The organism is Micromonospora sp. NPDC023737 (assembly GCF_040639715.1).
Lineage (GTDB): Bacteria > Actinomycetota > Actinomycetes > Mycobacteriales > Micromonosporaceae > Micromonospora.
In genome coordinates, this window is record NZ_JBFAAL010000001.1 from 34,749 (window position 1) to 59,528 (window position 24,780).

24 protein-coding genes are annotated in these 24,780 nt (G+C 72.7%); 11 read left to right on the plus strand and 13 right to left on the minus strand.

Annotated elements, in window-relative coordinates; genetic code table 11:
• The first annotated feature begins 11 nt into the window (after window positions 1–11).
• Both AB0F98_RS00190 and AB0F98_RS00195 read left to right on the plus strand, forming a co-directional pair.
• Complete coding sequence (locus AB0F98_RS00190) at window positions 12–494, plus strand: MarR family transcriptional regulator (RefSeq protein ID WP_357726213.1); 483 nt, start codon at window positions 12–14, stop codon at window positions 492–494.
• 9 nt (window positions 495–503) lie between these two features.
• Window positions 504–1,490, plus strand: coding sequence for a pirin family protein (locus tag AB0F98_RS00195; protein WP_357726216.1), 987 nt, complete (start codon window positions 504–506; stop codon window positions 1,488–1,490).
• Between the two features lie 88 nt (window positions 1,491–1,578).
• On the opposite strand, the gene AB0F98_RS00200 is transcribed toward AB0F98_RS00195, so the two are convergent.
• Window positions 1,579–1,707 (minus strand): hypothetical protein, encoded by a 129-nt coding sequence (locus AB0F98_RS00200; RefSeq protein WP_281251426.1) that lies wholly within the window; start codon window positions 1,705–1,707, stop codon window positions 1,579–1,581.
• Between the two features lie 411 nt (window positions 1,708–2,118).
• Complete coding sequence (locus tag AB0F98_RS00205; RefSeq protein WP_357726221.1) at window positions 2,119–2,838, minus strand: hypothetical protein; 720 nt, start codon at window positions 2,836–2,838, stop codon at window positions 2,119–2,121.
• A 428-nt stretch (window positions 2,839–3,266) separates the two neighbouring features.
• Here AB0F98_RS00205 and AB0F98_RS00210 point away from each other — a divergent pair, with 428 nt between their 5' ends.
• Both AB0F98_RS00210 and hrpB read left to right on the plus strand, forming a co-directional pair.
• A complete protein-coding gene (locus AB0F98_RS00210; RefSeq protein WP_357726224.1) occupies window positions 3,267–4,091 on the plus strand; it encodes a SigB/SigF/SigG family RNA polymerase sigma factor in 825 nt (274 codons plus the stop codon).
• A gap of 147 nt (window positions 4,092–4,238) precedes the next feature.
• Window positions 4,239–6,794 (plus strand): ATP-dependent helicase HrpB, encoded by a 2,556-nt coding sequence (hrpB, locus tag AB0F98_RS00215; RefSeq protein ID WP_357728947.1) that lies wholly within the window; start codon window positions 4,239–4,241, stop codon window positions 6,792–6,794.
• 3 nt (window positions 6,795–6,797) lie between these two features.
• On the opposite strand, the gene AB0F98_RS00220 is transcribed toward hrpB, so the two are convergent.
• Window positions 6,798–7,523 (minus strand): protein phosphatase 2C domain-containing protein, encoded by a 726-nt coding sequence (locus AB0F98_RS00220; RefSeq protein ID WP_357726226.1) that lies wholly within the window; start codon window positions 7,521–7,523, stop codon window positions 6,798–6,800.
• A 242-nt stretch (window positions 7,524–7,765) separates the two neighbouring features.
• Between AB0F98_RS00220 and AB0F98_RS00225 the strand changes: the two genes are divergently transcribed.
• Window positions 7,766–8,029 carry a hypothetical protein gene (locus AB0F98_RS00225; protein WP_357726229.1) on the plus strand — a complete coding sequence of 88 codons (264 nt, stop codon included), beginning with the start codon at window positions 7,766–7,768 and terminating at the stop codon, window positions 8,027–8,029.
• 140 nt (window positions 8,030–8,169) lie between these two features.
• Here the strand turns inward: AB0F98_RS00225 and AB0F98_RS00230 are convergent, their stop codons facing one another.
• From AB0F98_RS00230 to AB0F98_RS00255, 6 genes are all read right to left on the minus strand, one after another.
• Window positions 8,170–8,427, minus strand: a complete 258-nt coding sequence (locus AB0F98_RS00230; RefSeq protein WP_357726232.1) for a UBP-type zinc finger domain-containing protein — start codon at window positions 8,425–8,427, stop codon at window positions 8,170–8,172.
• Window positions 8,424–9,998, minus strand: a complete 1,575-nt coding sequence (locus AB0F98_RS00235; protein ID WP_357726235.1) for a Na+/H+ antiporter — start codon at window positions 9,996–9,998, stop codon at window positions 8,424–8,426. The genes AB0F98_RS00230 and AB0F98_RS00235 overlap by 4 nt, the downstream gene beginning before the upstream one ends.
• A 37-nt stretch (window positions 9,999–10,035) precedes the next feature.
• Window positions 10,036–10,998 (minus strand): TIGR03885 family FMN-dependent LLM class oxidoreductase, encoded by a 963-nt coding sequence (locus AB0F98_RS00240; RefSeq protein WP_357726238.1) that lies wholly within the window; start codon window positions 10,996–10,998, stop codon window positions 10,036–10,038.
• Between the two features lie 68 nt (window positions 10,999–11,066).
• Window positions 11,067–12,485 carry an NADP-dependent succinic semialdehyde dehydrogenase gene (locus AB0F98_RS00245; RefSeq protein WP_357726241.1) on the minus strand — a complete coding sequence of 473 codons (1,419 nt, stop codon included), beginning with the start codon at window positions 12,483–12,485 and terminating at the stop codon, window positions 11,067–11,069.
• A gap of 12 nt (window positions 12,486–12,497) precedes the next feature.
• Entirely contained in the window at window positions 12,498–12,761 is a 264-nt protein-coding gene (locus AB0F98_RS00250; protein WP_357726245.1) for a DUF6343 family protein, read from the minus strand.
• A 196-nt stretch (window positions 12,762–12,957) separates the two neighbouring features.
• Entirely contained in the window at window positions 12,958–13,827 is an 870-nt protein-coding gene (locus AB0F98_RS00255) for an LLM class F420-dependent oxidoreductase (RefSeq protein WP_357726248.1), read from the minus strand.
• 334 nt (window positions 13,828–14,161) lie between these two features.
• On the opposite strand from AB0F98_RS00255, the gene AB0F98_RS00260 reads away from it, so the two are divergent.
• Window positions 14,162–15,013 carry a GDSL-type esterase/lipase family protein gene (locus AB0F98_RS00260; protein ID WP_357726251.1) on the plus strand — a complete coding sequence of 284 codons (852 nt, stop codon included), beginning with the start codon at window positions 14,162–14,164 and terminating at the stop codon, window positions 15,011–15,013.
• A 36-nt stretch (window positions 15,014–15,049) separates the two neighbouring features.
• On the opposite strand, the gene AB0F98_RS00265 is transcribed toward AB0F98_RS00260, so the two are convergent.
• The gene (locus AB0F98_RS00265; RefSeq protein WP_357726254.1) at window positions 15,050–15,802 is read right to left on the minus strand and encodes an EcsC family protein; all 753 of its coding nucleotides are present in this window, start codon (window positions 15,800–15,802) and stop codon (window positions 15,050–15,052) included.
• Between the two features lie 292 nt (window positions 15,803–16,094).
• Entirely contained in the window at window positions 16,095–17,030 is a 936-nt protein-coding gene (locus AB0F98_RS00270) for a peptidase M23 (RefSeq protein ID WP_357726257.1), read from the minus strand.
• A 421-nt stretch (window positions 17,031–17,451) separates the two neighbouring features.
• Here AB0F98_RS00270 and AB0F98_RS00275 point away from each other — a divergent pair, with 421 nt between their 5' ends.
• The 3 genes from AB0F98_RS00275 to AB0F98_RS00285 all read left to right on the plus strand — a co-directional run bounded on the left by AB0F98_RS00275 (window position 17,452) and on the right by AB0F98_RS00285 (window position 19,585).
• Window positions 17,452–18,369: a PAC2 family protein gene (locus tag AB0F98_RS00275; protein ID WP_357726260.1), complete on the plus strand. Its 918-nt coding sequence runs from the start codon at window positions 17,452–17,454 to the stop codon at window positions 18,367–18,369.
• A 103-nt stretch (window positions 18,370–18,472) separates the two neighbouring features.
• The gene (locus AB0F98_RS00280; RefSeq protein ID WP_357726263.1) at window positions 18,473–19,270 is read left to right on the plus strand and encodes an exodeoxyribonuclease III; all 798 of its coding nucleotides are present in this window, start codon (window positions 18,473–18,475) and stop codon (window positions 19,268–19,270) included.
• A gap of 18 nt (window positions 19,271–19,288) precedes the next feature.
• Window positions 19,289–19,585, plus strand: coding sequence for an antibiotic biosynthesis monooxygenase (locus tag AB0F98_RS00285; protein ID WP_355146102.1), 297 nt, complete (start codon window positions 19,289–19,291; stop codon window positions 19,583–19,585).
• A gap of 134 nt (window positions 19,586–19,719) precedes the next feature.
• Here the strand turns inward: AB0F98_RS00285 and AB0F98_RS00290 are convergent, their stop codons facing one another.
• Window positions 19,720–20,502, minus strand: coding sequence for a class F sortase (locus AB0F98_RS00290; protein ID WP_357726268.1), 783 nt, complete (start codon window positions 20,500–20,502; stop codon window positions 19,720–19,722).
• 5 nt (window positions 20,503–20,507) lie between these two features.
• On the minus strand, window positions 20,508–21,131 hold the full coding sequence (locus tag AB0F98_RS00295) for a hypothetical protein (RefSeq protein ID WP_357726271.1): 624 nt from the start codon (window positions 21,129–21,131) through the stop codon (window positions 20,508–20,510).
• Window positions 21,132–21,354: 223 nt separating this feature from the next.
• Between AB0F98_RS00295 and trmB the strand changes: the two genes are divergently transcribed.
• Window positions 21,355–21,999 (plus strand): tRNA (guanosine(46)-N7)-methyltransferase TrmB, encoded by a 645-nt coding sequence (gene trmB, locus AB0F98_RS00300; protein ID WP_357726274.1) that lies wholly within the window; start codon window positions 21,355–21,357, stop codon window positions 21,997–21,999.
• A 105-nt stretch (window positions 22,000–22,104) separates the two neighbouring features.
• On the plus strand, window positions 22,105–24,609 hold the full coding sequence (locus AB0F98_RS00305) for a DUF3516 domain-containing protein (RefSeq protein ID WP_357726277.1): 2,505 nt from the start codon (window positions 22,105–22,107) through the stop codon (window positions 24,607–24,609).
• Window positions 24,610–24,780: the final 171 nt, after the last annotated feature.

The window sequence follows — 24,780 nt, forward strand, 5'->3', positions numbered from 1 at the left end:
ACTGTGGTGACGTGACCGAGAGCCTGGACAGCAGCCGACTCGCCGCCTGGCGCGCCTACATCGAGTCCAGCCAGCGCCTGTTCACGCAGCTGGAGGAGGACCTGCGCACCGACAGCGACCTGAGCTTCGCCGACTACCACGTGCTGGTGCTGCTCTCCGAGGCGCCCGGCCAGCGACTGCGGATGGGCGAACTGGCCAGCAGGCTCGTCTTCTCACCCAGCCGGCTGACGTACCAGATCTCCTCCATGCAGCGACGGGGGCTGGTCAGCCGGGAGCCGTGCCCGGGGGACCGCCGGGGCAGCCAGGCGGTGCTCACCGCCACCGGGCTGCTCACCGTGCGCGAGGCCGCCCCCCATCACCTGGTCTCGGTGCGCACCCACCTGATGGACGACCTCGACGACGACGAGGTCGCCTGCCTCACCCGGATCTTCGAGCGCCTCGGTGACCGCCTGCGGGCGGCCCGGGACGCCTCGACCACCCACGCCAAGAACTAGGAGAGCCCGATGCCCGCGATCACCGTTGACGACGTCCTCGTCCTGCCCCGCCTGCCCCGGCTGGACGAGTCCACCACCTTCCGGCCGGTACGCCGGCTGACCACCGCCCCCAGCGGCTTCGAGGGGGAGGGCTTCCCGGTGCGACGGGCCTTCGCCGGTGTGCCGCTGAGCGAGCTCGACCCGTTCATCCACCTCGACCAGATGGGTGAGGTCGACTACGCCCCGGGTGAGCCGAAGGGCACTCCCTGGCACCCGCACCGGGGCTTCGAGACCGTGACGTACATGATCGACGGGATCATGGACCACCAGGACTCGAACGGTGGCGGCGGCACCATCACCAACGGCGACACCCAGTGGATGACCGCCGGCAGTGGCCTGCTGCACATCGAGGCTCCGCCGGAGCACCTCGTGGTCAGCGGCGGCCTGTTCCACGGCACCCAGCTCTGGGTCAACCTGCCTCGCGCGGCCAAGATGAACCCGCCCCGCTACCAGGACATCCGGGGCAAGGAGGCGGCGCTGCTCACCACCCCGGACGGCGGGGCGCTGATCCGGGTGATCGCCGGCGAGGTGGCCGGTCACCGCGGGCCGGGCTCCACCTACACCCCGATCACCATCGCCCACGTCACCATCCAGCCCGGGGCGCAGGTGGACATCCCCTGGCGGCCGGAGTTCAACGCCCTCGCCTACGTGCTGAGCGGACGCGGCACGGTCGGCACGGACCGGCGGCCGCTGCAGATCGGGCAGCTCGCGGTGCACGGCCCCGGCGACGCGCTGCGGTTCACCGCGGACGAGCAGCAGGACTCGCACACCCCGGCGCTGGACCTGTACCTGATGGGTGGCCAGCCAATCCAGGAGCCCGTCGCGCACTACGGGCCGTTCGTCATGAACACCCGCGACGAACTGATCCAGGCGTTCGAGGACTTCCAGGCCGGTCGGCTCGGCGTCGTTCCCGCTCAGCGGCTGCCGCACACCGACGGCCAGGGCGAGCGTCCCTGAATTCTGTCGCGCATGGCGGGGCTCGCGGCCCCGCCATGCGCGAACTCACGGGTCACGCGGGTGCTACTTGTCACGCGGGTGGTACGGGTCAGGAGACGGCGAAGATGCCGGCCAGGCCGAGGAGCACCATGACCAACACCGCCACCAGCGCGCCCCGCTCGCTCTCCACCGCCTGCTCGCGGTGCTCGGTCAGGGGGCTCGTCGTCTCGCTGGGCATGCTCTGGCCTCCAGGAAGTCTCGCGCCGATCAGGTCGGCCGGCCACGGCACCGGGTACCGGCCGGCGTGGGAAGCCCACGGCGGGGTCCTGCCGTGAGATCGGGGTCGACATCCTCAGGTGTGGTGCCCGGCCGCAGCCGAACTCGCCGACCCAGAATCACGGTTACCCGTCTGGGCCAGCGGAAACCTGGTCGGCCAGGCGAATCACGACACGTCCGGCGACCGGCCGCGGAGGACGCGGAACTCGGTCGACCGACCGGGCCGACGCGACCCGGTCGGGACACGGCGGACCGGCACAGGAGGCCGACCCGGCGGCTGACCGCCGCACCGGGTCTGTCGAGCGGTACGCGGTGAACGAGGCCGGCCCGAGGTGGCCCAAGGATCAGGGGCCGGATTAGGGACCGCTCGGTGTTACCGGCGCACCGGGCGGCTCACAACCCGGCTGGCCGGCCGCCGGGCAGTGTCGGCGGCGAGCGCACCCCCGACCTGCTCGTCCGGCAACCCCGCCTTTCCCGGATGATCGGTCGCGCCACCGGGGTAGGCGAAGGCGACCCGGGGCGAGTAGAAGCCGAAGACGATGGTGAACGGGTTGGCCGGGCGCAGCGCGTAGGTCGGGTGCTCCGGCTCCAGGAACTCGACCGATTCGACCTCGAAATGCGACACCGGCTCGACGAGGTACGGGTAGATCGAGCTGAGCAACTGGCCGTCTCGCCGGGTGAAGTAGCGACTCTGCCCACTGTTGATCACGTGCCCGGTCTCCCCCACCCGGCACTGGGTCCGGATCACCGGCACGCCGTCCATCTCGGTCTCGGTGACCAGGGTGTCGGCGCGCACGTGGAGGGTGGTGCGCCCGGGGTACGCGGGGAAGCCGCGCGTGCGGACGTAGCCGAGCACCCGTTCGGCCGAGGTGATGTAGTGCGTCCACCAGCCTCCCGGGGTGGCGCCCCCGGGAGCGTCCACACCCTCCAGTGACGCGCCCAGGTAGGTCAGGTCGTACGCGCCGAGGCCGGAGGTCTGGCTCTCGTCGTCGACGACGCACTGGCCGAGGAAGACGCGGCGGTCCGGGTGCGGTCGCAGCCCGGGCGGCACCAGCGCGGAGACCGCGTCCGGATCCGCAGGCAGCCAGCTCACGTGGAGGAAGCGACTGTTCACGACTAGCTGAGGAGCAGCAGGGTCGAGCACGGGCGCCTCCATCCGACGACTACCAGCCGACGCTACGGCGGTCCCGTGCGTGGGACAAGGGCGGAATGCCGACAGTAACGGCCGGATGTCGGCTTTCAAGTTGACCGCTCGGCCGAGGGGTTCCTGTCTTCCGGCCCACACCGGCCGGACGTCCAGCTGCCGTCGGCGGCCCGCTTCGTGCCGATAATCGCCCTCACACCCGACGCCTGATTCATCCGGATCATCCCGCTCTCTTGACATTGGTCGCTTAAGTACATCAGCCGTTCGGCTAGATTTTCGCTGGACCATCGGGTTAGTGTGACTACCGAACGGCCCATTCGAAGCCAAGACGAAGCGTCACGTCTCCATCCGCGGACGAGGTGCAGGGAGGACCACCCATGACCGCGCCAGCGACCATTGAGCACACGACGAGCACGTCCACCACGGCGGCGAAGCTCGACCCGCGGGCACTCTCCGACAGCGCCACCGACCTGCTCAACACGATGGCTGCGCTGCCCGCCGACCATCCGTCGCGTCCCGCGCTGCGGGACCGGGCGATCGAGGCCTGGTTGCCGCTCGCCAACCACCTCGCCCACCGCTACAGCGGCCGGGGCGAGCCGACGGACGACCTGGCGCAGACCGCCGCCGTCGGCCTGATCAAGGCGATCGACAAGTTCGACCCGTCCCGTGGTGTCGACTTCGCCGGTTACGCGATTCCCACCATCATCGGCGAGCTCAAGCGACACTTCCGGGACCGCACCTGGGACATCCGGGTCCCCCGGCGCCTGCAGGAGCTGCGACTGGCCATCTCCGACGCCAACAGCACCCTGCTACAGACCTTGGGCCGCTCCCCGACGGTCGCCGACATCGCCGCCCACCTCAAGATCACCGAGGAGGAGGTTCTGGAGGGCCTGGAGGGCGCCCGCGCCTACAACGCGGTCTCGCTCTCCACCCCGACCGGCGACGGCGATCGCGCCACCGAGCTGGGCGACATGCTCGGCGGCGAGGACGCCGAGTTCGAGCTGGCCGAGCTGCGGGTCGCCCTCGGCCCCGCCCTCGCCACGCTCGACGAGCGTGAGCAGAAGATCCTCACCCTGCGGTTCTACGGCAACCTGACCCAGTCGCAGATCGCCGAGCAGATCGGAGTCTCGCAGATGCACGTCTCCCGTCTGCTGGCCCGGGCGCTGACCAAGCTGCGCGGACAGCTCGACGGCACCTACTAACTGGCATCCACCAGGGGGTGATGGCACCGATGGCCGGGTCCGGGTGACCCGGCCATCGGTGTGCCCGCCGGGCGGCGGATGCCTGGCTGCGCCACCGTCGGCCGGTACCGCGCCGGGCCGCCGCCGCCACCGGTGCGAGACTGGGCCGTGCTCTCCGACGTACGCCTGGACCTGCCGGTGCGTGCCACGCTGCCGGCGGTCGTCGCGGCGCTGCGCACGAGCGGCGCCGGGGTCCTGGTGGCCCCGCCGGGCACCGGCAAGACCACGCTCGCGCCGTTGGCCGTCGCCGACCAGGTGGACGGCCGCGTGGTGATCGCCCAGCCCCGCCGGGTGGCCGCCCGAGCCGCGGCCCGCCGAATGGCGGACCTGCTCGGCGAACGGGTCGGCGACCGGATCGGGTACGCGGTACGCGGGGACCGGCGCGTCGGTGCCCGCACCCGCGTCGAGGTGGTCACCACCGGACTGCTGGTACGTCGCCTGCTGCGCGATCCGGACCTGCCCGGCGTCGGGGCGGTGCTGCTCGACGAGTGTCACGAACGCCATCTCGACGCCGACCTCGCGCTCGCGTTCGCCGTGGAGGCGCGCGGCGCCCTCCGCCCCGACCTGTGGCTGCTGGCCATGTCCGCCACCCCGGAGGCGGACCGCTTCGCCGCGCTGCTCGGCGGCTCCGACGAACCCGCCCCGATCGTGCGGGCCGACGCGGCGCTGCACCCGGTGACCCGGATCTGGGCGCCTCCGCCCCGACCGGTGCCCGCGCCGGGGGCCGGCCCGGTCGACCGGGCTCTGCTCGACCACGTTGCGGCGACCGTACGGCGGGCGTTACGCGAGCACGACGGCGACGTGCTGGTCTTCCTGCCCGGCGCGGGCGAGATCGCGGCCGTCGCCGGTCGGCTCACCGACCTGCGGGACACCGTCGACCTGCTTCCCCTGCACGGTCGTCAGCGCTCCGCGGAGCAGGATGCCGCGCTGCGTCCACGATCGGGCCCGCCCGACGCCGTCGCGGCGACCCGGCGTCGCGTGGTGCTGGCCACTTCGGTCGCCGAGAGCAGTCTCACCGTGCCCGGCGTGCGGATGGTGGTGGACGCGGGGCTCGCCCGGGTGCCCCGGCTGGACCTGGCCCGTGGCCTGGGCGCGCTGGTCACCGTGCCGGTGTCCCGGGCCGCCGCGACCCAGCGAGCCGGTCGGGCCGGCCGCGAGGCACCCGGGTACGTGTACCGCTGCTGGTCCGAGGCGACCCACGAGCGGCTGCCCGCCCAGCCGGGGCCGGAGATAGAGACGGCGGATCTCACCGGCTTCGCGCTGGACCTGGCGGCCTGGGGGCAGCCGGACGGCACCGGACTGGCGCTGCCCGATCCGCCACCGGTGGCCGCGATGGCGGTCGCCCGGGACACCCTCGCCACTCTCGGCGCGATCGACTCCACCGGCCGGATCACCGGACGCGGCCGGGCCATCGCCGCGGTCGGCGCCCATCCACGGCTGGCCCGAGCCCTGCTCGACGGCGCCGGCCGGGTCGGCGCCGACCGGGCGGCCGAGGTGGTCGCCATGCTCGCCGAGGACACCGTCACCGGCCCGGCCGACGACCTCGCCGCCGTCTGGCGCCGGCTGCGCGCCGGCGCCGACGCGGCCACCACCGCCCGCTGGCGCGCCGAGGTGCGCCGTTTGCGCGGCCTCCTGGACACCGACCGCACCGCCGCCGGTACGAGCACCGGGGGACACCGGCTGCCCGACGACCTCGCCGCCGGGCTGCTGGTCGGGCTGGCCCACCCGGAGCGGCTGGCCCGGGTCCGGCGGCCGGGCGGTTCCTCGTACCTGATGACCGGGGGCACCGCCGGGGAGCTGGCACCCGGGTCGGGCCTGGCCGGCGCCGAGTGGCTCGCGGTGGCGGTCGCCGACCGCTCCCCCGGCGCGCCGGCCGCAAGGATCCGGCTCGCCGCCGCGCTCGACGAGGCCACCGCCCGGGAGGCGGCCGGGCCGCTGCTGCGCACGGATCGGGAAGTCGGCTGGTCGGGCACCGACGTGGTGGCCCGGGAGGTGGTGCGACTCGGTGCGATCGAGCTGGTCGAGCGGCCGCTCGGTCGCCCCGACCCGGCAGAGGTCGGCGCGGCCCTGCTGACCGGGCTGCGCCGCACCGGCCTCGGATTGCTGGAGTGGACCCCGGCCGCCCGCGCGCTACGGGAACGGTTGGCGTTCTGCCGGCACGCGCTCGGCGACGACTGGCCCGACGTCGGTGACGACGCGCTGCTCTCCGCCGCCCCCGTCTGGCTCGCCCCGGAGCTGGCCACCGCCCGACGCCGCGCCGACCTGGCCCGCACGGACGTCGCCGCCGCGCTACGCCGGCTCCTGCCCTGGGCACAGGCGGCGCGACTGGACGAGGTGGCGCCGGAACGGCTCACCGTGCCCAGCGGCTCGCGGATCCGGATCGACTACACCGATCCGGCGGCACCCGTGCTGCCGGTGAAGCTCCAGGAGACGTTCGGGTGGCAGGAGGCGCCCCGCATCGCCGGCGGGCGGGTACCGGTGCTGCTGCACCTGCTCTCGCCGGCCGGCCGGCCGGTCGCGGTCACCGCCGACCTGGCCTCCTTCTGGCGGGTGGGCTACCCGCAGGTCCGGGCCGAACTGCGCGGCCGCTACCCACGACACCCGTGGCCGGACGACCCGACGACGGCCGTACCGACCCGGCGCGCCAGCCCCCGCCGGCGCTGACGCTCACTCCTCGACGACGTCGGCGATGACCACGGTGACGTTGTCCGGGCCGCCGGCCCGCAGCGCCAGGTCGATGAGCTTGTGCGCGCACTCCGCCCGGTCCGGGTAACCGGCCAGCACCTCGGCCAGAGTGTCCGGCCGGACCACGTTGGAGAGGCCGTCGCTGCACAGCAGCCAGCGGTCACCGGCCGCGGGCACCATCGTCGCGTACGTCGGAGAGACGTCCTCGCCCTGCAGAGCCTGGGTGACGACGGCCCGCCGTGGGTGACTGCTCGCCTGGTCGGGGGTGATCACACCCTGTTCGACAAGCATCTGCACGAAGGTGTCGTCCCGGGTGATCTGCTTGAGCACGCCCTCCCGGAACAGGTAGGCGCGGGAGTCGCCGATGTGGGCGAGCGCCAGGCAGCTACCGGTACGGGCGAAGAGCAGGGCGGTCAACGTGGTACCCATGCCCTGCCGCTCCGGATCCTCGCCGACCGCCCGCCGGATCCGCTGGGTGGCCTGCTCGATCCCGCCCTGCAACGCGGCGACCAGGGCGTCTTCCGGTGTCTCCACGTCCAGCGGTGCCATCGATCCGATGGTGAGAGAGCTGGCCAGGTCACCGGCCGCCATGCCACCCATGCCGTCGGCGACGGCGACCAGCCACGTGCCGGCGTGCAGGGCGTCCTGGTTCCCGCTACGGATCAGCCCACGGTCGCTCGTTCCCACGGAACGCAGCTTCAGGGTCATGGGTGGCAGCCTGCCAGGCGAAGGGCGCTGTTGTCTCTAGGAGATCCACCGGGACGCCGCGTGGCGCGGCGAATCTCACTGTCCGGCGCGGCTCCGGCGCGCCGCGCGGCGACGGTCGCCGGCGCCGGCGTGTCGCCCCGGCCCGCACCACCCCGCACCGACCACGGCCTGCCCGGCGCGCACCCGGTCGGGCCGCCACCAGAGGTGTCGACCCCGTGAACGGCGGGCCTACCGTGAGGGCCATGGACGCATATCTGTGGCTCGCGGGCGCCGCGATGGCGCTCACTCTCACGACGCTGGTAGTGGTGGTGGTGCTGGTCCGGCGACGGCGCCGGCGGCCGGTCGGCCGGGAGGCCGCCCTGCTGGTCGCCCGGCAGGCGATCCGACGGAGCCGACGCGACCAGCGGTTCCGGGCCCGGGGCACCATCCGGGGCAAGGGGCAAGGCGGCCTCGACAGTCAGGCGATCAGCGCGGGCGTCAACAGCGAATCCAGCGGCATGCCCTGACCCGGCGGTGGCGTACGGAGTTCCAGGCGGGCGGGGACCGGCTCCTGCCCGTCGGGCGCTGAACCGTGCCGTCGCGCCGGTGGACACGTCAGGCATGGCCACGACGGATCGGCTCGTCCACCCGGCCTGCCGGCCACGCCTCAGCCGATCTCCTCGTCGACGTAGCACCAGCGCCAGGACTCCCCCGGCTGGACCGAGCGCATGACCGGGTGACCGGTCTCCTCGAAGTGCACGCTCGCGTGCCGGTACGGCGACGAGTCGCAGCAGCTGACCTCCCCGCAGGCGAGGCAGGAACGCAGGTGCACCCAGTCGGTGTTGCCGATCGCCACGCAGGCCGCGCACTCGTCCACGTTCCGAGGTCGGACCGCGCCGGCCTCGGTCAGGTGTTCGCAGCTCACCGGTCACCCTCCCGCCGCAGCAACGATTCCTCCAGGTCCAGGTCACGATAGGCCTGCACCAGCACCTCCTCCGGGATACGGCCGGTGTCCCGCGCGTTCCGGAACACCGCACGTTCAGCGTCGATCATCTCTTGCCGCAGCCGCCCGTACGCCTGTGAGGGTGTCTCCCGCTGGGTGCCGCCCAGACGTTCCCAGGCCAGGTTGGTGCGTTCCTCCACCCCGCGGCGCAGCCGGTCCACGACCGGAGCCGGGGCGGTGCCGGCCAGTTCGTCCAGGCGTTCGCGGGCCGCCCGGCTGGCCTGCTGCTGGACGCCGGCCGCGGAGAGCGCGTCCTGCACCGGGTCGTCCGGCGGCAGCTTGAGCCGCCGGGCCACGACCGGCAGGGTGGCGCCCTGGCCGACCAGCGTGGCCACGATCACCGCGAAGGCCAACCAGATGAACAGCTCCCGCGGATACTCCCGCCCGCCGGCGACGGTGAGCGGGAGGGCGAGCGCGGCGGCCAGGGTCACCACGCCCCGCATCCCGGCCCAGCCGATGACGAGGGGATACTTCACCGGTTTCCGCACCGTGCCCCGCCGCACGCTCGGCACCAGCCGGGTCAGGTACGTGACCGGGAACAGCCACACGAACCGGGCCAGGAAGAGCGTTCCGAGTACCGCCGCCGTGACACCCACGACGCGCCCGAGCGGCTCGTCCAGGTCCTGCAACACGTCCGGAAGCTGGAGGCCGACCAGCAGGAAGACCAGCCCCTCCAGGAGGAACCGGACCAGCCGCCAGACCGCGCCCACCTGGAGCCGGGACGCGGCCGACATCAGCACCGGCAGCTTGTGTCCCAGCGCCAGCCCGGTGACCACGACGGCCATCACACCGGACGCGTGAATCTCCTCGGCGACGAAGACCACCGCGAACGGGATGATCAGCGAGAGCGCGTTGTCGAGCAGCGGGTCGGTGATCCGCTTGTGCACGAACCCGAAGAGCAACGCGCCGAGCACGCCGACCAGCACACCGCCACCGGCCGAGCGCAGCACCTCGATGCTCACCTCGGCCACGCCGACGGCCGAACCGACGGCGGCCAGCGCGGCGACCCGGAACAGCACCAGCGCGGTGGCGTCGTTGAGCAGACTCTCCCCCTCCAGGATCGTGACCACCCGCCGGGGCAGCCCGATGCGCCGGGCCACCGCCGTCGCGGCCACGGCGTCCGGCGGGGCGAGCACCGCACCGAGGGCCAGGCAGACGGCGAAAGGCACCATCGGCAACAGCAGGTGCAGGACGAAACCGATCGCGACCGCCGTGAACAGCACGAGCCCGACGGCCAGCCACAGGATCGGGCGCAGGTTGTGCCGGAAGGCCGGCACGGACGTCTCCAACGCGGCGACGTAGAGCAGCGGGGGGAGGATCCCCACGAGCACCAGGTCCGGGTCGAGCCGGACGTGCGGGAAGCCGGGCACGAACGACAGCACGAGCCCCGCCACCACCAGCACGATCGGCGCCAACAGGCCGAGCTTGCGGGCCAGCGCGGCGCCGAGCGTCGCGGTCGCCAGGAAAACGACGACCTCGAAGAGTCCCTCCATGGGACATCAGCCTAGGCAACCACCGAGTATCGCCTGATCATCGGGCACGCAGCTTCGGCAGCACCTCCGCGCCGAACGTGTCCAGGAAGGCACTCTGTTCCTTTCCGACGTGATGCAGGGCGATCTGGTCGAACCCGAGCGTCAGGTACTCCTCCAGCCAGCCGACGTGCCGGCCGAGGTCCGCCGAGACGTTGACCACCTGGTTGACCCGCCGCATCGGCACGTCGGCCGAGACCGCGTCGAAGTGTTCGGCCGTCTCCAGGTCCCAGCACACCGGCGGGACGAAGACGTTGCTGCGCCACTGGTCGTACGCGACGGCCTCCGCCTCAGCCTGGTCGGGCGCCCAGCTCAGGTGCACCTGCAGGTGCAGCGGTCCCCGACCGCCCGCGTCCCGGTAGGCGCGGATCATCCGGCGCAGGTGCTCCACCGGCGCGTTCACGGTGATCAGCCCGTCGGCCCAGCCGGCGCACCAGCGGGCGGTAGGTACGCTCACCGCCGCGCCGAACAGGGCGGGCGGCTGCTCCGGGCGGGTCCACAGCCGCGCCCGGTCCACCCGGACCAGCCCGTCGTGGCTGACCTCCTCCCCCGCGAGCAGCGCCCGGATCACGTCCACGCACTCGCGCAGCCGGGCGGCACGCACGGACTTGCGCGGCCAGCCGTCCCCGGTGATGTGTTCGTTGCTGGCTTCCCCGGTGCCGAGCGCGGCCCAGAACCGGCCCGGATACATGGCGGCGAGCGTGCCGATCGCCTGGGCGACGATCGCCGGGTGGTAGCGCTGGCCCGGCGCGTTCACCACGCCGAACGGCAGCCCCGTGGCCTGGAGCGCGGCGCCGAGCCAGGACCAGGCGAAACCGGAGTGCCCCTGCCGGGCGCTCCACGGCGAGAAGTGGTCCGAGCACATGGCGGCGTCGAAGCCGACCCGTTCGGCGTGGACCACCGCATCCAGCAGAGCTCGGGGGTGGATCTGTTCGTGGGACGCGTGGAAGCCGAACACCGTCATGGCTACGTTCCGTACCCAGGACGGTGCCCGGCTAAAGCTGACGTTCGTCGGCCGCCGGGTCGCCTCCGCTACTCGGAGTGCGCGCCGGCCGGCCCGACCGAGCCGGCGCCCTCGCCGCCCACCCAGACCGTCTTCGTGTTGCAGAACTCCCGCATGCCCAGCGCGGAGAGCTCCCGGCCGTAGCCGGAGTTCTTGACCCCGCCGAAGGGCAGCTCCGGGTAGGAGGTGGTCATGCCGTTGATGAAGACGTTGCCGGCGTCCAGGTCGGTGACGAAGCGCGCCTGCTCGTCCGGGTCCCGCGTCCACGCGTTCGAGCCGAGTCCGAAGGCGGTGCCGTTGGCGACCTCGATCGCCTCGTCGTACGACGACACCCGGAACAGACCCGCTACCGGCCCGAACACCTCCTCCCGCCACATCCGCATCTGCGGGGTCAGGTCGGTGACCACCGTCGGCGGGTACCACCAGCCGTCCTGGTCCGGTACCTCGCCGCCGACCAGCACCGTGCCGCCGTTGTCGATCGCGTCGCGGACCTGGGCGTGCACCTCGTCGCGGCCACGCTCGCTGGCCAGCGGCCCCACGTCGGTCCGGTCGTCCATCGGGTCGCCGACCCGCAGTGCGGCCATGTGGGTGGCGAACTTCTCCGCGAAGGCGTCGAAGACGTCGGTGTGCACGATGAACCGTTTCGCGGCGATGCAGGACTGGCCGTTGTTCTGGCAGCGGGCGGTGGTGGCCACCTCGGCGGCCTTATCCAGGTCGGCCGAGGGCATCACCACGAACGGGTCACTGCCGCCGAGTTCCAGCACCGTCTTCTTCAGCTCCCGGCCGGCGATCTGCGCGATAGACCGGCCGGCGCCCTCGCTGCCGGTCAGCGTGGCCGCGCGTACCCGGGGGTCGCTGAGGATCTGTTCGACGGCGTCCGAGCCCACCAGCAGGGTGGTGAACGCGCCGTCGGGGAATCCGGCGCGGCGGAAGACGTCCTCCAGCAGCAGCGCGGTCTGCGGCACGTTCGAGGCGTGCTTGAGCAGTCCCGTGTTGCCCGCCATCAGCGCGGGCGCGGCGAACCGCATCACCTGCCAGAGCGGAAAGTTCCAGGGCATCACGGCGAGCACCGGGCCGATCGGCTGGTAGCGGATGAAGGCCCGGGTGGCGCTCACCGCGGCGGCGTCGGCGGGCTCGTCGGCCAGGTATCCGGCGGCGTGGGCCGCGTAGAACCGGGCGGCCTTGGCGCACTTGGTCACCTCGGCCTTCGCCGACGCGTACGTCTTGCCCATCTCGGTGGTCATGACGCGCGCGATCTCGTCGCGCTCCGCGTCGAGCAGGTCGGCGGCGGCGTTCATCCACCCGGCCCGCTGGTCGACGGTGGTGCCGTGCAGTCGGCGGAACGCCTGGTCGGCCCGCCCGATCGCGGCGTCGATCTGCTCGGTCGACATCGGGTCGTACGTCTTGAGCACCTGTCCGGTGGCGGGGTTGGTGGTGGCGATGGACATCTCGGCCTCCTGTCACTCGAACAGTGAGTGCTTTGCGCCCGGCTCCTCGCGGCGACGCGCGGCGCGGCGACGCTGGATGATGACCAGGTCGACCACGGCGACCACGGCGAGGAGCGCGCAGACCACACCCAGCCACACGATGTTGGCCAGGAACGCCAGCACGGCGAAGATGGCCATGATCACCAGGCCGAAGCCGGCGAGCGCGAGCCGGAGGTTCAGCGCGCTGTACGCGTGCCCGACCGTGCCACGGGCGCGCCGGGGCTGCGATCTCGTCATTCCCCCGACCTACCCCGGGACGGACCGGGCTAACCGGTTTGACCGGCACGGCCCGCTTCGCACCGCCGCCGGGCACACGGGCCGCCTCGCACCGCCGCCGGGCACACGGGCGGCCTCGCGGCGCGGCCGGGCACACGGGCGGCCTCGCGGGGCGGCCGGGCGACCGGGCGCCGAACGCGGGTGGCCTGGCCGGCCGTCAGCCGATCTCGGCGAGGCGCGGTGCGATCCGCTCGGCGACCTGCTCGGCGAACTCGACCGGGTGCCGGTCCGGCGTCACCTGGACCTCGCTCACGCCGAGCGCGGCGTACTCCTGCGCGGCGGCAAGGAAGGCATCCGGGTCGTCCAGGGGATGAACCTGCATCGTGAGGGTCTTCTCGATGCTGTCGTAGTCACGCCCCTCGGCCTCGCAGTGCGACCGGAGCACGTCGAACTTGTGGCGTGCCTCGTCCACGCTCACACCGTAGAAGTTGCACGCGTCGGCGTACCGGGCGACCAGCCGGAGGGTCTTCTTCTCACCGTTGCCGCCGATCATGATCGGCGGGCGGGGCCGGCGCAGCGGAGCCGGTGAGTTGAGGGTCTCGGCCAGTTGGTAGTACCGCCCCTCGAAGGGCCCGTTGTCCTCGCTCCACATCTGCAGGCAGATCTGCACCGTCTCCTCGAGTCGCTCGAAGCGCTCGGCCATCGGCACCACCGGCACGCCGAGGCCACGCTGCTCCCGCTCGTACCAGGAGGCGCCGATGCCCAGCCGGGCGCGACCGCCGGAGAGCACGTCCAGGGTGGTGACGGTCTTCGCGAGCAGTCCCGGGTACCGGTACATCACGCCGGTCACCAGCACACCGAGCGTCATCCGCTGGGTCTTGCCGGCGACGAAGCCGAGCGTGGTGTACGCCTCCAGCATCGGCTCGTCGACCCCGGCCGCGGCCTCCATCTGGAAGAAGTGGTCCATGACGGTGAAGGAGGCGAAACCGCCCGCCTCCGCGACCCCGGCGGCGCGGGCCAGGGTGGATCCGATGAGCTCCGGTTCCGGCGGGGTGGTGTAGGTCCAGTAGTGCAGGCCGAGTTTCACAACACACCCTCTTTCATGGCGGGACGGACCGGGTACGGCGCCGGGTCGCCGTAGGACTCGACACCCGGCCACGGCGCGGAACCCGCCGCCCGGCGCCGGGTTCACCGCGTGTCCGGCCAAGCGTTCCACCTCGTGCGCTCGCGAGGTCACGGCTTCCCGCAGGCTCACCCGGATTGCCGACCGGGAGTGCGTCGGACACGCGGGACCGGGGCTACCACATCGATCCGGGCAGCGGCCGGGATGTGCCACATAGCCGACAGCGTCAGTCCGGCCCCACCGGCGATGCGCATAGAGTTACCGCGCCGTCGCTCTGAGCTGCACACCCGGGGGGATCATGCCTCGCCGCTGGATCACCACCGTCGCCTGCCTCCTGGCCCTGGTCGCGCTCGCCTGCGAGGGTGGCGGCGAGGCGGGGCCACGCCCGACCCGTGGCACCCCGCAGCCCGGCGGTTCCGGCGGCATCGCCGCGCTCGGCGACTCGATCAGCACCGGGTTCGGTTCGTGTCTGGTGCTCACCTCCTGCGAACGCAACTCCTGGTCGACGGGGGACGGGCTACGGGTGCGCAGCCTCTACCGGCGCCTGCTCGACCGCGACCCGGACGTCCGGGAACGCGCGTACAACCACGCCCGGCCCGGGGCGCGGGCCGCCGCCCTGGAGGACCAGGCCCGGGCGGCGGTACGCGACCGGGCCGACCAGGTCACGGTGCTGATCGGTGCCAACGACGCCTGCCGGTCCAGCATCGACGACATGACCCCGGTGCGGCAGTTCCGGGCCGACGTGGACCGGGGGCTGCGGACGCTGCGCACGGGCCGCCCGAAGGCGCGGGTACTGGTGGTGAGCATTCCCGACCTGTACCGGCTGTGGGAGGTCGGGCACACCGACGAGCGGGCGGTCCGGGCCTGGCGGCACGGCGTCTGCCCCGCACTGCTCGCCGACGCGACGTCGAACGCCCCGGCCGACCGTGCCCGCCGGACCGCCTTCCGCGCCCGGATCGACGCCTACAACAGTCAGCTGGCAGCGGCGTGCAAGGCGTACGGGTCGCGCTGCCGGTACGACGGCGGCGCGGTGCACCGGGTGCGTTTCACGCTCGACCTGGTCAACCCGCTGGACTGGTTCCACCCGAACGCGGCCGGTCAGGGCCGGCTCGCCGAGGTGGCCTGGGACGCCTCCGGGCTCGCCGGCTGACCCGCGGCGCTCCCGCGCCGGGCCCGACGAGCGCCCTCAGGAGCGGCGCGGACCCGGAACGCCGCTGACGTGCTGCCGGTAGAGCGCCCGGGATCGTTCGGCGAGATCCTTGGTGGCGGACGAGTTCGCCCAGGTGCCGAGGATGATCGCCGCGCCGGGCACGAGCTTCGCGAAGACCCGCTTGGCCGCCCGTATCCCGGCCATCTGCGCCAGGCGTACGCCCAACCGCAGCATGACCTTGCCCAACTGGCCCTGCCCACGCATGCCGAACAGGGCGCCCGCGCGCTCCCGGCCGGCGGCCACCCCCAACGCCAGCCGGGCGCTCTCGGCGACCTTGTGCACCCGCTGGAGGACGAGCAGGTCGGTGGCGCGGTCGGTGTGCAGCGGGTCGACGCCGTACGCCGCCGCGACGTGCAGCACCATGCGGGCCTGGGTCCAGGCCAGTACGCCGATGTCGAGCACCGCGCCGGGCAGTCCGGCGGCACCGGAGACCGCACCGGACAGCCGGGCTCGGTTCACGAATCGGCGTACCGCCTGCTCGGCCAGCGCGTCGGTGGTGATGCCGGGCTGTTCCTCGCGGGCCCGCGCGGCCCATTGCGCCGCCTCCGGCCCGAGCCGGCGCACCGCCTCCAACGCCAGGTGCTCCGGGGCGTACTGCGGGTCGTCACGCATCCGGTCCCAGAGCGTGGCGGGCGGCGACTCGGGAACCTCCTGGCCGGCGGTCACCGCCGGGGCGGGTGGCTGCGGTGCGGGAGTGGGCTGGCCGTCGGCGGGCACGGGTTCGGACACGGGTACTCCCGAGAGGTCGACGCGGGCGATGCGGAGGGCCGGTAGGGGTCAGCGGCGGTTGGAGAGCCTCGCCGCCAACCCCTTCAGCTTCCGCTGGTTCTCCGGCTTGGCGATTCCCGGCGGCCGCGCGCGACGAGTTGCTGCCCTTTGGGCGAGCGTAGGAAGGTGCTGATCCGCTGAAACAGTGACATCTCGGTCCTCCTGTCGGTTAGCCCCCACTCATGTCTACCCGGAACCGACAACGGATGTACCCGGGATGGCCCGGCGGTCAACCGTCCACTGTGGCCTTAGACTACCGCTCCGTCGGCAGGATGGCGTCGACGACCTCGTTCGCCCGCCACTCGTGCTTCGCGTAGTGGTCGGGGTACGCCGACACCTGCACCGCCTGGGCGGCGTCGGTGAGCCGCATCTGCTGCCAGCCCGGGACCTGCTCCAGCGCGCCGAGGAACTGCCGGGTGGCGAACTCGGGATCCATCAACCGGTCCACCGACCCCCAACCGCTGCTCGACCGCTGCTGGAACAGGCCGACCGAGTCGTGGTCCCAGCCGAGCCCCTGGTGCGGGTGCCGCTGCGACTCGGGGATCACGCCGCTCGCGAGGTTGTACAGGTTGCTCTCCTGCATCGCGGTGGCCACCGCGATCACCAGTCCCCGGCGCGGCACCCCCATGCCGCGGCCGGTACGCACGATGATCTCGGCGTTCTTCATCTGCGTCCGGGTCAGCCCCGCCACCGGCTCCGGCTCCGCCGGCTTCTTCATCGCCCGCACGTCCGGGTCGGCGTCCGGGCTGCCGGACGCGCCCGGCTGGGTCGGGGCCGGCGGCGCGGGCTGGCCGCTCGCCGACCGGTCGAGGGACCGGGAGGCGTGCTCCTGCTCGGCGCGCCGGACCAGCTCGGAGTGGGCGGCCAGCGGATCCACCCGCGCCACCACGCCCGCGGTGTCGTCATTGACCTGCGCGTACGTCGCCAGGCCGAGGCAGCACACGACACCTGTGGCGAGCACGATTCGGGCCCGTCCGGGCGTCGTCGCGAACTGCCGGGCCCGGTCGCGGGCGGACCGGAGGCGTGGTGCCGCGTAGTCGGCGGCGCGGTCGCGGGCGGCCCGCAGGGCCGGGGTGGCGGCTCGGAGGCGCCGCAGCATCATCGTCCGTTCGGCCGATGCCCGATCATCCGTACGAACATTCGGATCGAGGGGGGCGTTCGGTTCGTCGAGGGTGCCGTCGTCACGCATCAGCCGAGGCTAGGCAGACGTACCCGATGATTACCGTCGGTGATCTCGTGGCCCTCGCCACAGATTCGGGCCGGGTCGGTGGACAGCCGGGGAGCCACCGGTCGGTCGATGGACGGACCTCGCGGCCGGGACGAACCGGTCGGCCGACTCAGCCGCAACCGGCCCGGCCGGAAGCGGGCAATCGCCCGCCCCTCGGCCCACGATCACTAAACTAGGCCGTTCGGCCCATGTCGGAGTCATCCGAACAGGCAGAGCACCCCCCGACGCCCGGCGGAATAGGGGTATTCGCCCGATCCTGATCACTCCCTGAGAACGGACCGCCCGGCGAAGGAATGCACCAGGATGGCGGGTACGTTGCCGGAACCGGGTGCCGCGCACGCGACGGCGCCCCGTACGCACCATCTCAGGGAGGTCCGCACCGGTGCTCGACCCACACGAGCTCTACGAGCTCACCGACGATCTGCCCGACCTCGGTCAGCCGGTCCTCATCCAGGCCCTGACCGGGTTCGTCGACGCCGGAAACGCGAGCCGGCTCGCCCGCGAGCAGCTGCTCACCTCGCTGGAGGCTCGCCCCATCGCGACCTTCGACCTGGACCAGCTCTTCGACTACCGCTCCCGTCGGCCGATCATGACCTTCGTCGAGGACCACTGGGAGTCGTACGACGCGCCGAAACTCGAGCTGCACCTGCTGCGCGACGACGACGGCACCCCCTTCCTGCTGCTCACCGGCCCCGAGCCGGACGTGCAGTGGGAGCGCTTCGTGGCCGCCGTCGCCGGGCTCGGCGCCCGGCTGGGCGTCCGGCTCACCGTCGGGCTGAACTCGATCCCGATGGCCGTGCCGCACACCCGCCCGACCGGGGTGACCGTCCACGCCACGCGCCGCGAGCTGATCGCCGGACACGAGCCGTGGCTGCAGCGGGTGCAGGTGCCCGCCGGCGTCGGCCACCTGCTCGAGTTCCGTCTCGGTGAACTGGGTCGTGACGCGATCGGCTTCGCCGCCCACGTGCCGCACTACGTGGCGCAGACCGAGTACCCGGCCGCCGCGGAGGTGCTGCTCGCCTCGGTGTCCCGCGCCACCGGGCTGCTGCTGCCCAGCGACGAGCTGCGCTCGGCCGCCGAGGTGATCCGGGTCGAGATCGACCGCCAGGTCGCGCAGACCGAGGACGCCGCGGCGCTCGTGCAGGCGCTCGAGGAGCAGTACGACGCGTTCGCCCGGGGCCGGGGCGGGAAGAACCTGCTCGCGCCGGAGTTGGGTTCGCTGCCGTCGGCCGAGGAACTCGCCGCCGAACTGGAGCGCTTCCTGGCCGAGCAGAGCCGCCCGAACGACACCGGGAACTGACGGCGACGGCGCACCGCCCCTCGAGGGCGGCGCCATCCCCGCGAAGCGCGACACCCGGGGTGCCGGACCGGCGTAGCGGCCGTTGATGCGGCAGGCTGGACGCATGCGCCTGGCGACCTGGAACGTGAACTCGGTGAAAGCCCGGCTCCCCCGGCTGCTCGACTGGCTCGGCACCACCGAGCCGGACGTGGTCTGCCTCCAGGAGACCAAGTGCCCGGACGGCGCCTTTCCGGTGGCGGAGGTGGGCGAGCTGGGTTACACGGTGGCCAGCCACAGCGACGGCCGGTGGAACGGGGTGGCCCTGCTGTCCCGGGTCGGCCTGGTCGACGTGACCGTCGGGTTCCCCGGCGAGCCGGGGTTCCCCGCTCCCGAGGCCCGCGCCATCGCCGCCACCTGCGACGGGCTGCGGGTCTGGTCGGTGTACGTGCCCAACGGCCGGACGCCGGACGACCCGCACTACGCGTACAAGCTGGCCTGGTTCGCCGCGCTGCGCGACGCACTGGAGCAGGAACTCACCGGTGGACTGCCGCTGGCCGTCTGCGGTGACTTCAACGTGGCCCCGACCGACGCCGACGTCTGGGACCCGGCCGTGTTCACCCACTCCACCCACGTCACCCCGGCCGAACGCGCGGCGCTGGCCGCGCTGCGCGACCTGGGTCTCACCGACGTGGTGCCGACGCCGATGAAGGGGCCGCACCCGTTCACCTACTGGGACTACCGGGCCGGCATGTTCCACCAGAACAAGGGCATGCGGATCGACCTGGTGTACGCCTCGGCGCCGTTCGCCCGGACGGTCCGCTCCGCGTACGTCGACCGGGAGGCGCGCAAGGGCAAGGGGCCCTCCGATCACGCACCGATCGTGGTCGACGCCGACCTGGTGCCGACGATCGAGACATTCTGAGCTGGTTAGGGTGGGGACATGGCAGTTGTGAAGATCAACGCGATCGACGTCCCGCCGGGTGCCGGCGAGGAGTTGGAGAAGCGCTTCGCGGCCCGCGCCGGCGCCGTCGAGAACTCCCCCGGCTTCCTCGGGTTCGAGCTGCTCCGTCCGGTCGCCGGGGAGAGCCGCTACTTCGTCTACACGAAGTGGGAGTCGGAGGAGGCGTACCAGGCCTGGGCCGCCGGTCCCTCCCGCGCCGCTCACGGCGGGCAGCAACGCCCCGTCGCCACCGGCGCCAACCTGCTCGAGTTCGAAGTGGTCCAGCAGGTCCCCTAACCCCACCCTCCACCCCCACCCCCTTGCCTCGGTTGATCATGAAGTTATTGCCGGATGGAAGCGCTCCCGAAGGCAATAACTTCATGATCAACGGGGTCGATTGGGGGGCGGGAACGGGAGGGGGCGGGGGTCAGTCAGCTGGGGGTGGGGTGGGCGGTGAGTAGCGAGGCGAAGGCGATGACGTTGTCGGCGTAGCCGTCGCGGCCGCCGACGAACTCACCGCCACACGTGATCAGCCGAAGACCCGGCGGACCCTCGTGGCCGTAGACCCGGTCGGCCGGGAACCGGTCCTTCGGGAAACGCTCCACCGAGTCCACCCGGAACACCACCACCGACCCGTCCGCCCGGGTCACCTCGACGGCGTCGCCCGGCTTCAGCTTGCCCAGGTCGTAGAAGACCGAGGGCCCCTCCTTCGTGTCCACGTGCCCGACGATCACCGCCGGCCCGGGCTCTCCGGGAGTCGGCCCCCGGTCGTACCAGCCGGTCTCGTTGTGCCGCTCCAACGGCGGCACCGCGATCGAACCGTCCCGGGCCTGCCCGACCGGAGCCACCGGCGCGGACACCTTGATCGTCGGCATCGAGAGACTCACCGGACGGCTCGCCCGCATCGCGCCGCTGTCGGCCCCCGCCGGCCGATCCCTACCGCCCGCGGTCCACTCCCCGGGCTCGACCGAGCGGCCCAGCCCCATCCCGGTGGCGAAGACCCCGGCCAGCACCAGCACCACGGCCAGCGGCAGGGTCCACGGCGAGCGGCGAGGCCGTGCGGCCCGGACGCCGGTGCCCCGGCCGGGAGCGGGGCGTACCGGCGGCGGCGCCTGCGCGGTGATCGCGTGCGTGATGGAGACCCGCTGGGCGAGCGCCGAACGGTCGGCCGGCGATCCGACCGGCGGACGGGTGGGGCGCGGGGCGGCCGGCATCGGGCTCAGCCTCTCGTGGAGCCACGCCCGGTACGCGGCCGGCGCAGCGTGACGAGGGCGACGACCAGCCCGGCAACGGCCAGCGCCACGCCGAAGGGCACCAGCAGGCCACCGCGGAAGCCGCCCGCGGTGCCGCCGAACCCGGTGGCCGGGCCGCGGCTGGGCTTCACCGACTTCACCACCTGGAGCATCGTCGAGGCGGTCTGGCCGTCGCGGCACTCGAGCTTGACGCGGTAGTTGCCGGGGAAGGTCCGCTCGCGCACCATCGGCGCGGCGGTCAGCAACCCATGCTGCGGCTGCGCCTGGACCCGACCGAACGCGTCCGACACCACGGTCGCCGGGATCGAGTTGTCCCGGCAGCTGGCCTTGATGCCGACCAGGTAGCCCGGCTGCACGGTGCTCGGGCTGACCTCGACGAAGACGTCCACGATCGGGTTCGGTTGGGGCGCGGTGGCCGCCTCCGGCTGCGGGCCGGGTTCTTCCGAGCTGCCGGGATCGGGGGCGGCGAAGGCGGCGGGCGAGGCGGCGACCGGCGCCGGCGGGCCCTCGACGGCCGCCTCCCGACCGGCCGCCACCACCAGCAGCAGGCCGGCGATCATGGCCGACAGGACGAATTCACCGCGGGTCATGCGCGATGCCTCCTCCCGACGCCGGATGGCCGGATGGGCAGCGGGCTGCCCGGACTGCCGTACGAGATGGATCCTCTCATTCTTGGGCGAACATCACATCCGATCCGGCGGGATGGTCGCGTACGCTCGGACGGCTGTGACCTCCATCGACCCTGACCCCACGCGCGCCGCGCCGCGGCCACCCGTCCGGACGATCCGCACCTTCCATCCACGGCGGGGCCGGATGACCGGGCGGCAGACCGATGCGTTGGACCGACTCTTCGACGCGTACGGCTTCGACGTGCCGGACGGGCCGGGTGCCCCGATCGAGCTGACCGGCCTCTTCGGTCGGACGGCGCCGACCGTGCTGGAGATCGGATCGGGCATGGGCGACACCACCGCGGCGATGGCCGGCGCCGATCCGGATCGGGACTATCTGGCGGTCGAGGTGCACACCCCTGGCATCGCCAACCTCCTCGACCTGGTGGAACGGCATGGCCTGCGCAACGTCCGGGTGGCGAAGGGCGACGCCCTGGAGTTGGTACGCCGGCTGCCGCCCGGCTCGCTCGACGCGGTGCACGTCTTCTTCCCCGACCCGTGGCCGAAGGCCCGGCATCACAAGCGCCGGCTGATCCAGCCGACACACGTGGCCCTGCTGCGCAGCCGGCTGACGCCGGGCGGCGTGCTGCACTGCGCCACCGACTGGACCGAGTACGCCGAGGCGATGCGGGAGACCCTCGACGCCGACCCGGAACTGGTCAATCCGCACACCGGCTTCGCCCCGCGCCCCGCGCACCGGCCGGTGACCAAGTTCGAACGGCGCGCCCTGCTGGCCGGCCGCCCGATCGCCGACCTGATCTACCGCCGCCGCCGAGGAGCGGCCCCATAGATCTACCGCCGCCGCTGAGGAGCGGCCCGTAGCTAGGGTCGCTTTCCTACGATCCGTCACCCCGGTTGGCGCGAAGCCCCATGATCCAGGCACCATTGACGGGTTATGACGCTCACCGCCGCGCTGCCCGCGACCGCCGACCCCGACACCCTCTACGACGCGTTCGCCGGCTGGGCGAAGGAGCGCGGCCTCGATCTCTACCCGCACCAGGAAGAGGCGGTCATCGAGATCGTCTCCGGAGCTAACGTGATCATGAACACGCCGACCGGCTCCGGCAAGAGCCTGGTCGCGATCGCGGCGCACTTCGCGGCCCTCGCCGACGACCGGACGACCTTCTACACCGCCCCGATCAAGGCGCTGGTCTCGGAGAAGTTCTTCGCCCTGTGCGAGGTCTTCGGCGCCGAGAACGTCGGGATGCTCACCGGCGACGCCAGCGTCAACGCCGACGCGCCGATCATCTGCTGCACGGCCGAGATCCTGGCCAACCTCGCGCTGCGCGAGGGCGCCCGGGCCGACGTCGGCCAGGTGGTCATGGACGAGTTCCACTTCTACGCCGAGCCGGACCGCGGCTGGGCCTGGCAGGTGCCGCTCATCGAGCTGCCCCAGGCCCAGTTCATCCTGATGTCGGCCACCCTCGGCGACACCACCCGTTTCGTCGACGACCTGACCCGGCGCACCGGGCGGCCGACCGCCGTCGTCCGCTCGGCCGAGCGACCCGTCCCGCTGCTCTTCTCGTACGCGATGACGCCGCTGCACGAGACGCTGGAGGAGCTGCTGGAGACGAAGCAGGCGCCGGTGTACGTCGTGCACTTCACCCAGGCCGCCGCCCTGGAGCGGGCCCAGGCGCTGATGAGCGTCAACGTCTCCACCCGCGCCGAGAAGGACATGATCGCCCAGGCCATCGGGAACTTCCGGTTCACCTCCGGCTTCGGCAAGACCCTGTCCCGGCTGGTGCGGCACGGCATCGGCGTGCACCACGCGGGCATGCTGCCCAAGTACCGCCGGCTGGTCGAGACCCTCGCCCAGGCCGGGCTGCTCAAGGTCATCTGCGGCACGGACACCCTCGGCGTCGGCATCAACGTGCCGATCCGGACCGTGCTCTTCACCGGCCTGTCCAAGTACGACGGGACGCGTACCCGGCTGCTCAAGGCCCGGGAGTTCCATCAGATCGCCGGGCGCGCCGGCCGGGCCGGGTTCGACACCATCGGCCGGGTGGTGGTGCAGGCGCCGGAGCACGTGATCGAGAACGAGAAGGCCCTGGCCAAGGCGGGTGACGACCCGAAGAAGCGGCGCAAGGTGGTCAAGAAGAAGCCGCCGGAGGGTTCGGTCGGCTGGGGTGAGGCGACGTTCCAGCGGCTCGTCGAGGCCGAGCCGGAGCCGCTCACCTCCAGCTTCCAGGTCAGCCATTCGATGCTGCTCAACGTCATCGGCCGGCCCGGTGACGCGTTCGCCGCCATGCGGCACCTGCTCACCGACAACCACGAGGACCGGGCCGCCCAGCGCCGGCACATCCGCCGGGCGATCGCGATCTACCGCGCCTTGCGGGCCGGCGGGGTGGTGGAGGAGCTGGCCGAGCCGGACGAGACCGGCCGGCGGGTACGCCTCACCGTCGACCTCCAACTCGACTTCGCGCTCAACCAGCCGCTCTCCCCGCTGGCGCTCGCCACCGTGGAGCTGCTGGACCGGGAGTCCCCGTCGTACGCCCTCGACGTGCTCTCGGTGATCGAGTCGATCCTCGACGACCCGCGGCAGGTGCTCTCCGCCCAGCAGTTCAAGGCCCGCGGTGAGGCGGTCGCCGCGATGAAGGCCGAGGGCATCGAGTACGAGGCGCGCCTCGAACTGCTCGACGAGGTCACCTGGCCCAAGCCCCTCGCGGAGCTGCTGGACTCGGCGTACGAGATGTACCGGCAGGGGCACCCGTGGGTGGCCGACCACCAGCTCTCCCCCAAGTCCGTGGTACGGGACATGTACGAGCGGGCCATGACCTTCGCCGAGTACGTCCAGTTCTACGGACTGTCCCGCTCCGAGGGGCTCGTCCTGCGCTACCTCGCCGACGCGTACAAGACGCTGCGGCAGACCGTGCCCGAGGACGCCAAGACCGAGGAGCTGATCGACCTCATCGAGTGGCTCGGCGAACTCGTCCGGCAGGTGGACTCCAGCCTCATCGACGAGTGGGAGCGGCTGCGCAACCCGTCCGACGTCGAGGAGGTCGCGGCCTCGCTCGACGACCGCCCCGCGGCGGTCACCCGGAACGCCCGGGCATTCCGGGTGCTGGTGCGCAACGCGCTGTTCCGCCGGGTCGAGCTGGCCGCCCTGCGCCGCTGGGACCTGCTCGGCGAACTCGACGCGGGTACCGGCTGGAACGCCGACGCCTGGGCGGACGCGCTGGAGCCGTACTTCGACAGGTACGACGCCATCGGCACCGGGCCGGACGCCCGCGGCCCGGCGCTGCTCATGATCGAACAGGGCCGGGAGCGGTGGACGGTCCGGCAGATCCTGGACGACCCGGACGGCGACCACGACTGGGGCGTCAGCGCCGAGGTCGACCTGGCCGCGTCGGACGAGGCAGGCGAGGCGGTCGTCCGGATCACCTCGGTCGGGCAACTCTGATCCGGTAGCCCCGACGCCCGGCGCGACCGTGGGAGACGCCCGCGCCGCCGGCACGACTGATCCCGGTCACCGCCGGGCGCAAGGCACGACCGTGGGAGACGCCGCGCTGCCGGCACGGCTGATCCCGGTCACCGTCGGCACAAGGCACGACCGTGGGGCCACCCGTAAGGC

Excerpts from the sequence above, each read along its gene's own strand:
- AB0F98_RS00195 (WP_357726216.1), top strand. The coding sequence starts at position 504 with ATGCCCGCGATCACCGTTGACGACGTCCTCGTCCTGCCCCGCCTGCCC.
- AB0F98_RS00200 (WP_281251426.1), bottom strand. The coding sequence starts at position 1,707 with ATGCCCAGCGAGACGACGAGCCCCCTGACCGAGCACCGCGAGCAGGCG.
- AB0F98_RS00210 (WP_357726224.1), top strand. The coding sequence starts at position 3,267 with ATGACCGCGCCAGCGACCATTGAGCACACGACGAGCACGTCCACCACG.
- AB0F98_RS00220 (WP_357726226.1), bottom strand. The coding sequence starts at position 7,523 with ATGACCCTGAAGCTGCGTTCCGTGGGAACGAGCGACCGTGGGCTGATC.
- AB0F98_RS00225 (WP_357726229.1), top strand. The coding sequence starts at position 7,766 with ATGGACGCATATCTGTGGCTCGCGGGCGCCGCGATGGCGCTCACTCTC.
- AB0F98_RS00235 (WP_357726235.1), bottom strand. The coding sequence starts at position 9,998 with ATGGAGGGACTCTTCGAGGTCGTCGTTTTCCTGGCGACCGCGACGCTC.
- AB0F98_RS00240 (WP_357726238.1), bottom strand. The coding sequence starts at position 10,998 with ATGACGGTGTTCGGCTTCCACGCGTCCCACGAACAGATCCACCCCCGA.
- AB0F98_RS00245 (WP_357726241.1), bottom strand. The coding sequence starts at position 12,485 with ATGTCCATCGCCACCACCAACCCCGCCACCGGACAGGTGCTCAAGACG.
- AB0F98_RS00250 (WP_357726245.1), bottom strand. The coding sequence starts at position 12,761 with ATGACGAGATCGCAGCCCCGGCGCGCCCGTGGCACGGTCGGGCACGCG.
- AB0F98_RS00260 (WP_357726251.1), top strand. The coding sequence starts at position 14,162 with ATGCCTCGCCGCTGGATCACCACCGTCGCCTGCCTCCTGGCCCTGGTC.
- AB0F98_RS00270 (WP_357726257.1), bottom strand. The coding sequence starts at position 17,030 with ATGCGTGACGACGGCACCCTCGACGAACCGAACGCCCCCCTCGATCCG.
- AB0F98_RS00280 (WP_357726263.1), top strand. The coding sequence starts at position 18,473 with ATGCGCCTGGCGACCTGGAACGTGAACTCGGTGAAAGCCCGGCTCCCC.
- AB0F98_RS00285 (WP_355146102.1), top strand. The coding sequence starts at position 19,289 with ATGGCAGTTGTGAAGATCAACGCGATCGACGTCCCGCCGGGTGCCGGC.
- AB0F98_RS00290 (WP_357726268.1), bottom strand. The coding sequence starts at position 20,502 with ATGCCGGCCGCCCCGCGCCCCACCCGTCCGCCGGTCGGATCGCCGGCC.
- AB0F98_RS00295 (WP_357726271.1), bottom strand. The coding sequence starts at position 21,131 with ATGACCCGCGGTGAATTCGTCCTGTCGGCCATGATCGCCGGCCTGCTG.
- trmB (WP_357726274.1), top strand. The coding sequence starts at position 21,355 with ATGACCGGGCGGCAGACCGATGCGTTGGACCGACTCTTCGACGCGTAC.
- AB0F98_RS00305 (WP_357726277.1), top strand. The coding sequence starts at position 22,105 with ATGACGCTCACCGCCGCGCTGCCCGCGACCGCCGACCCCGACACCCTC.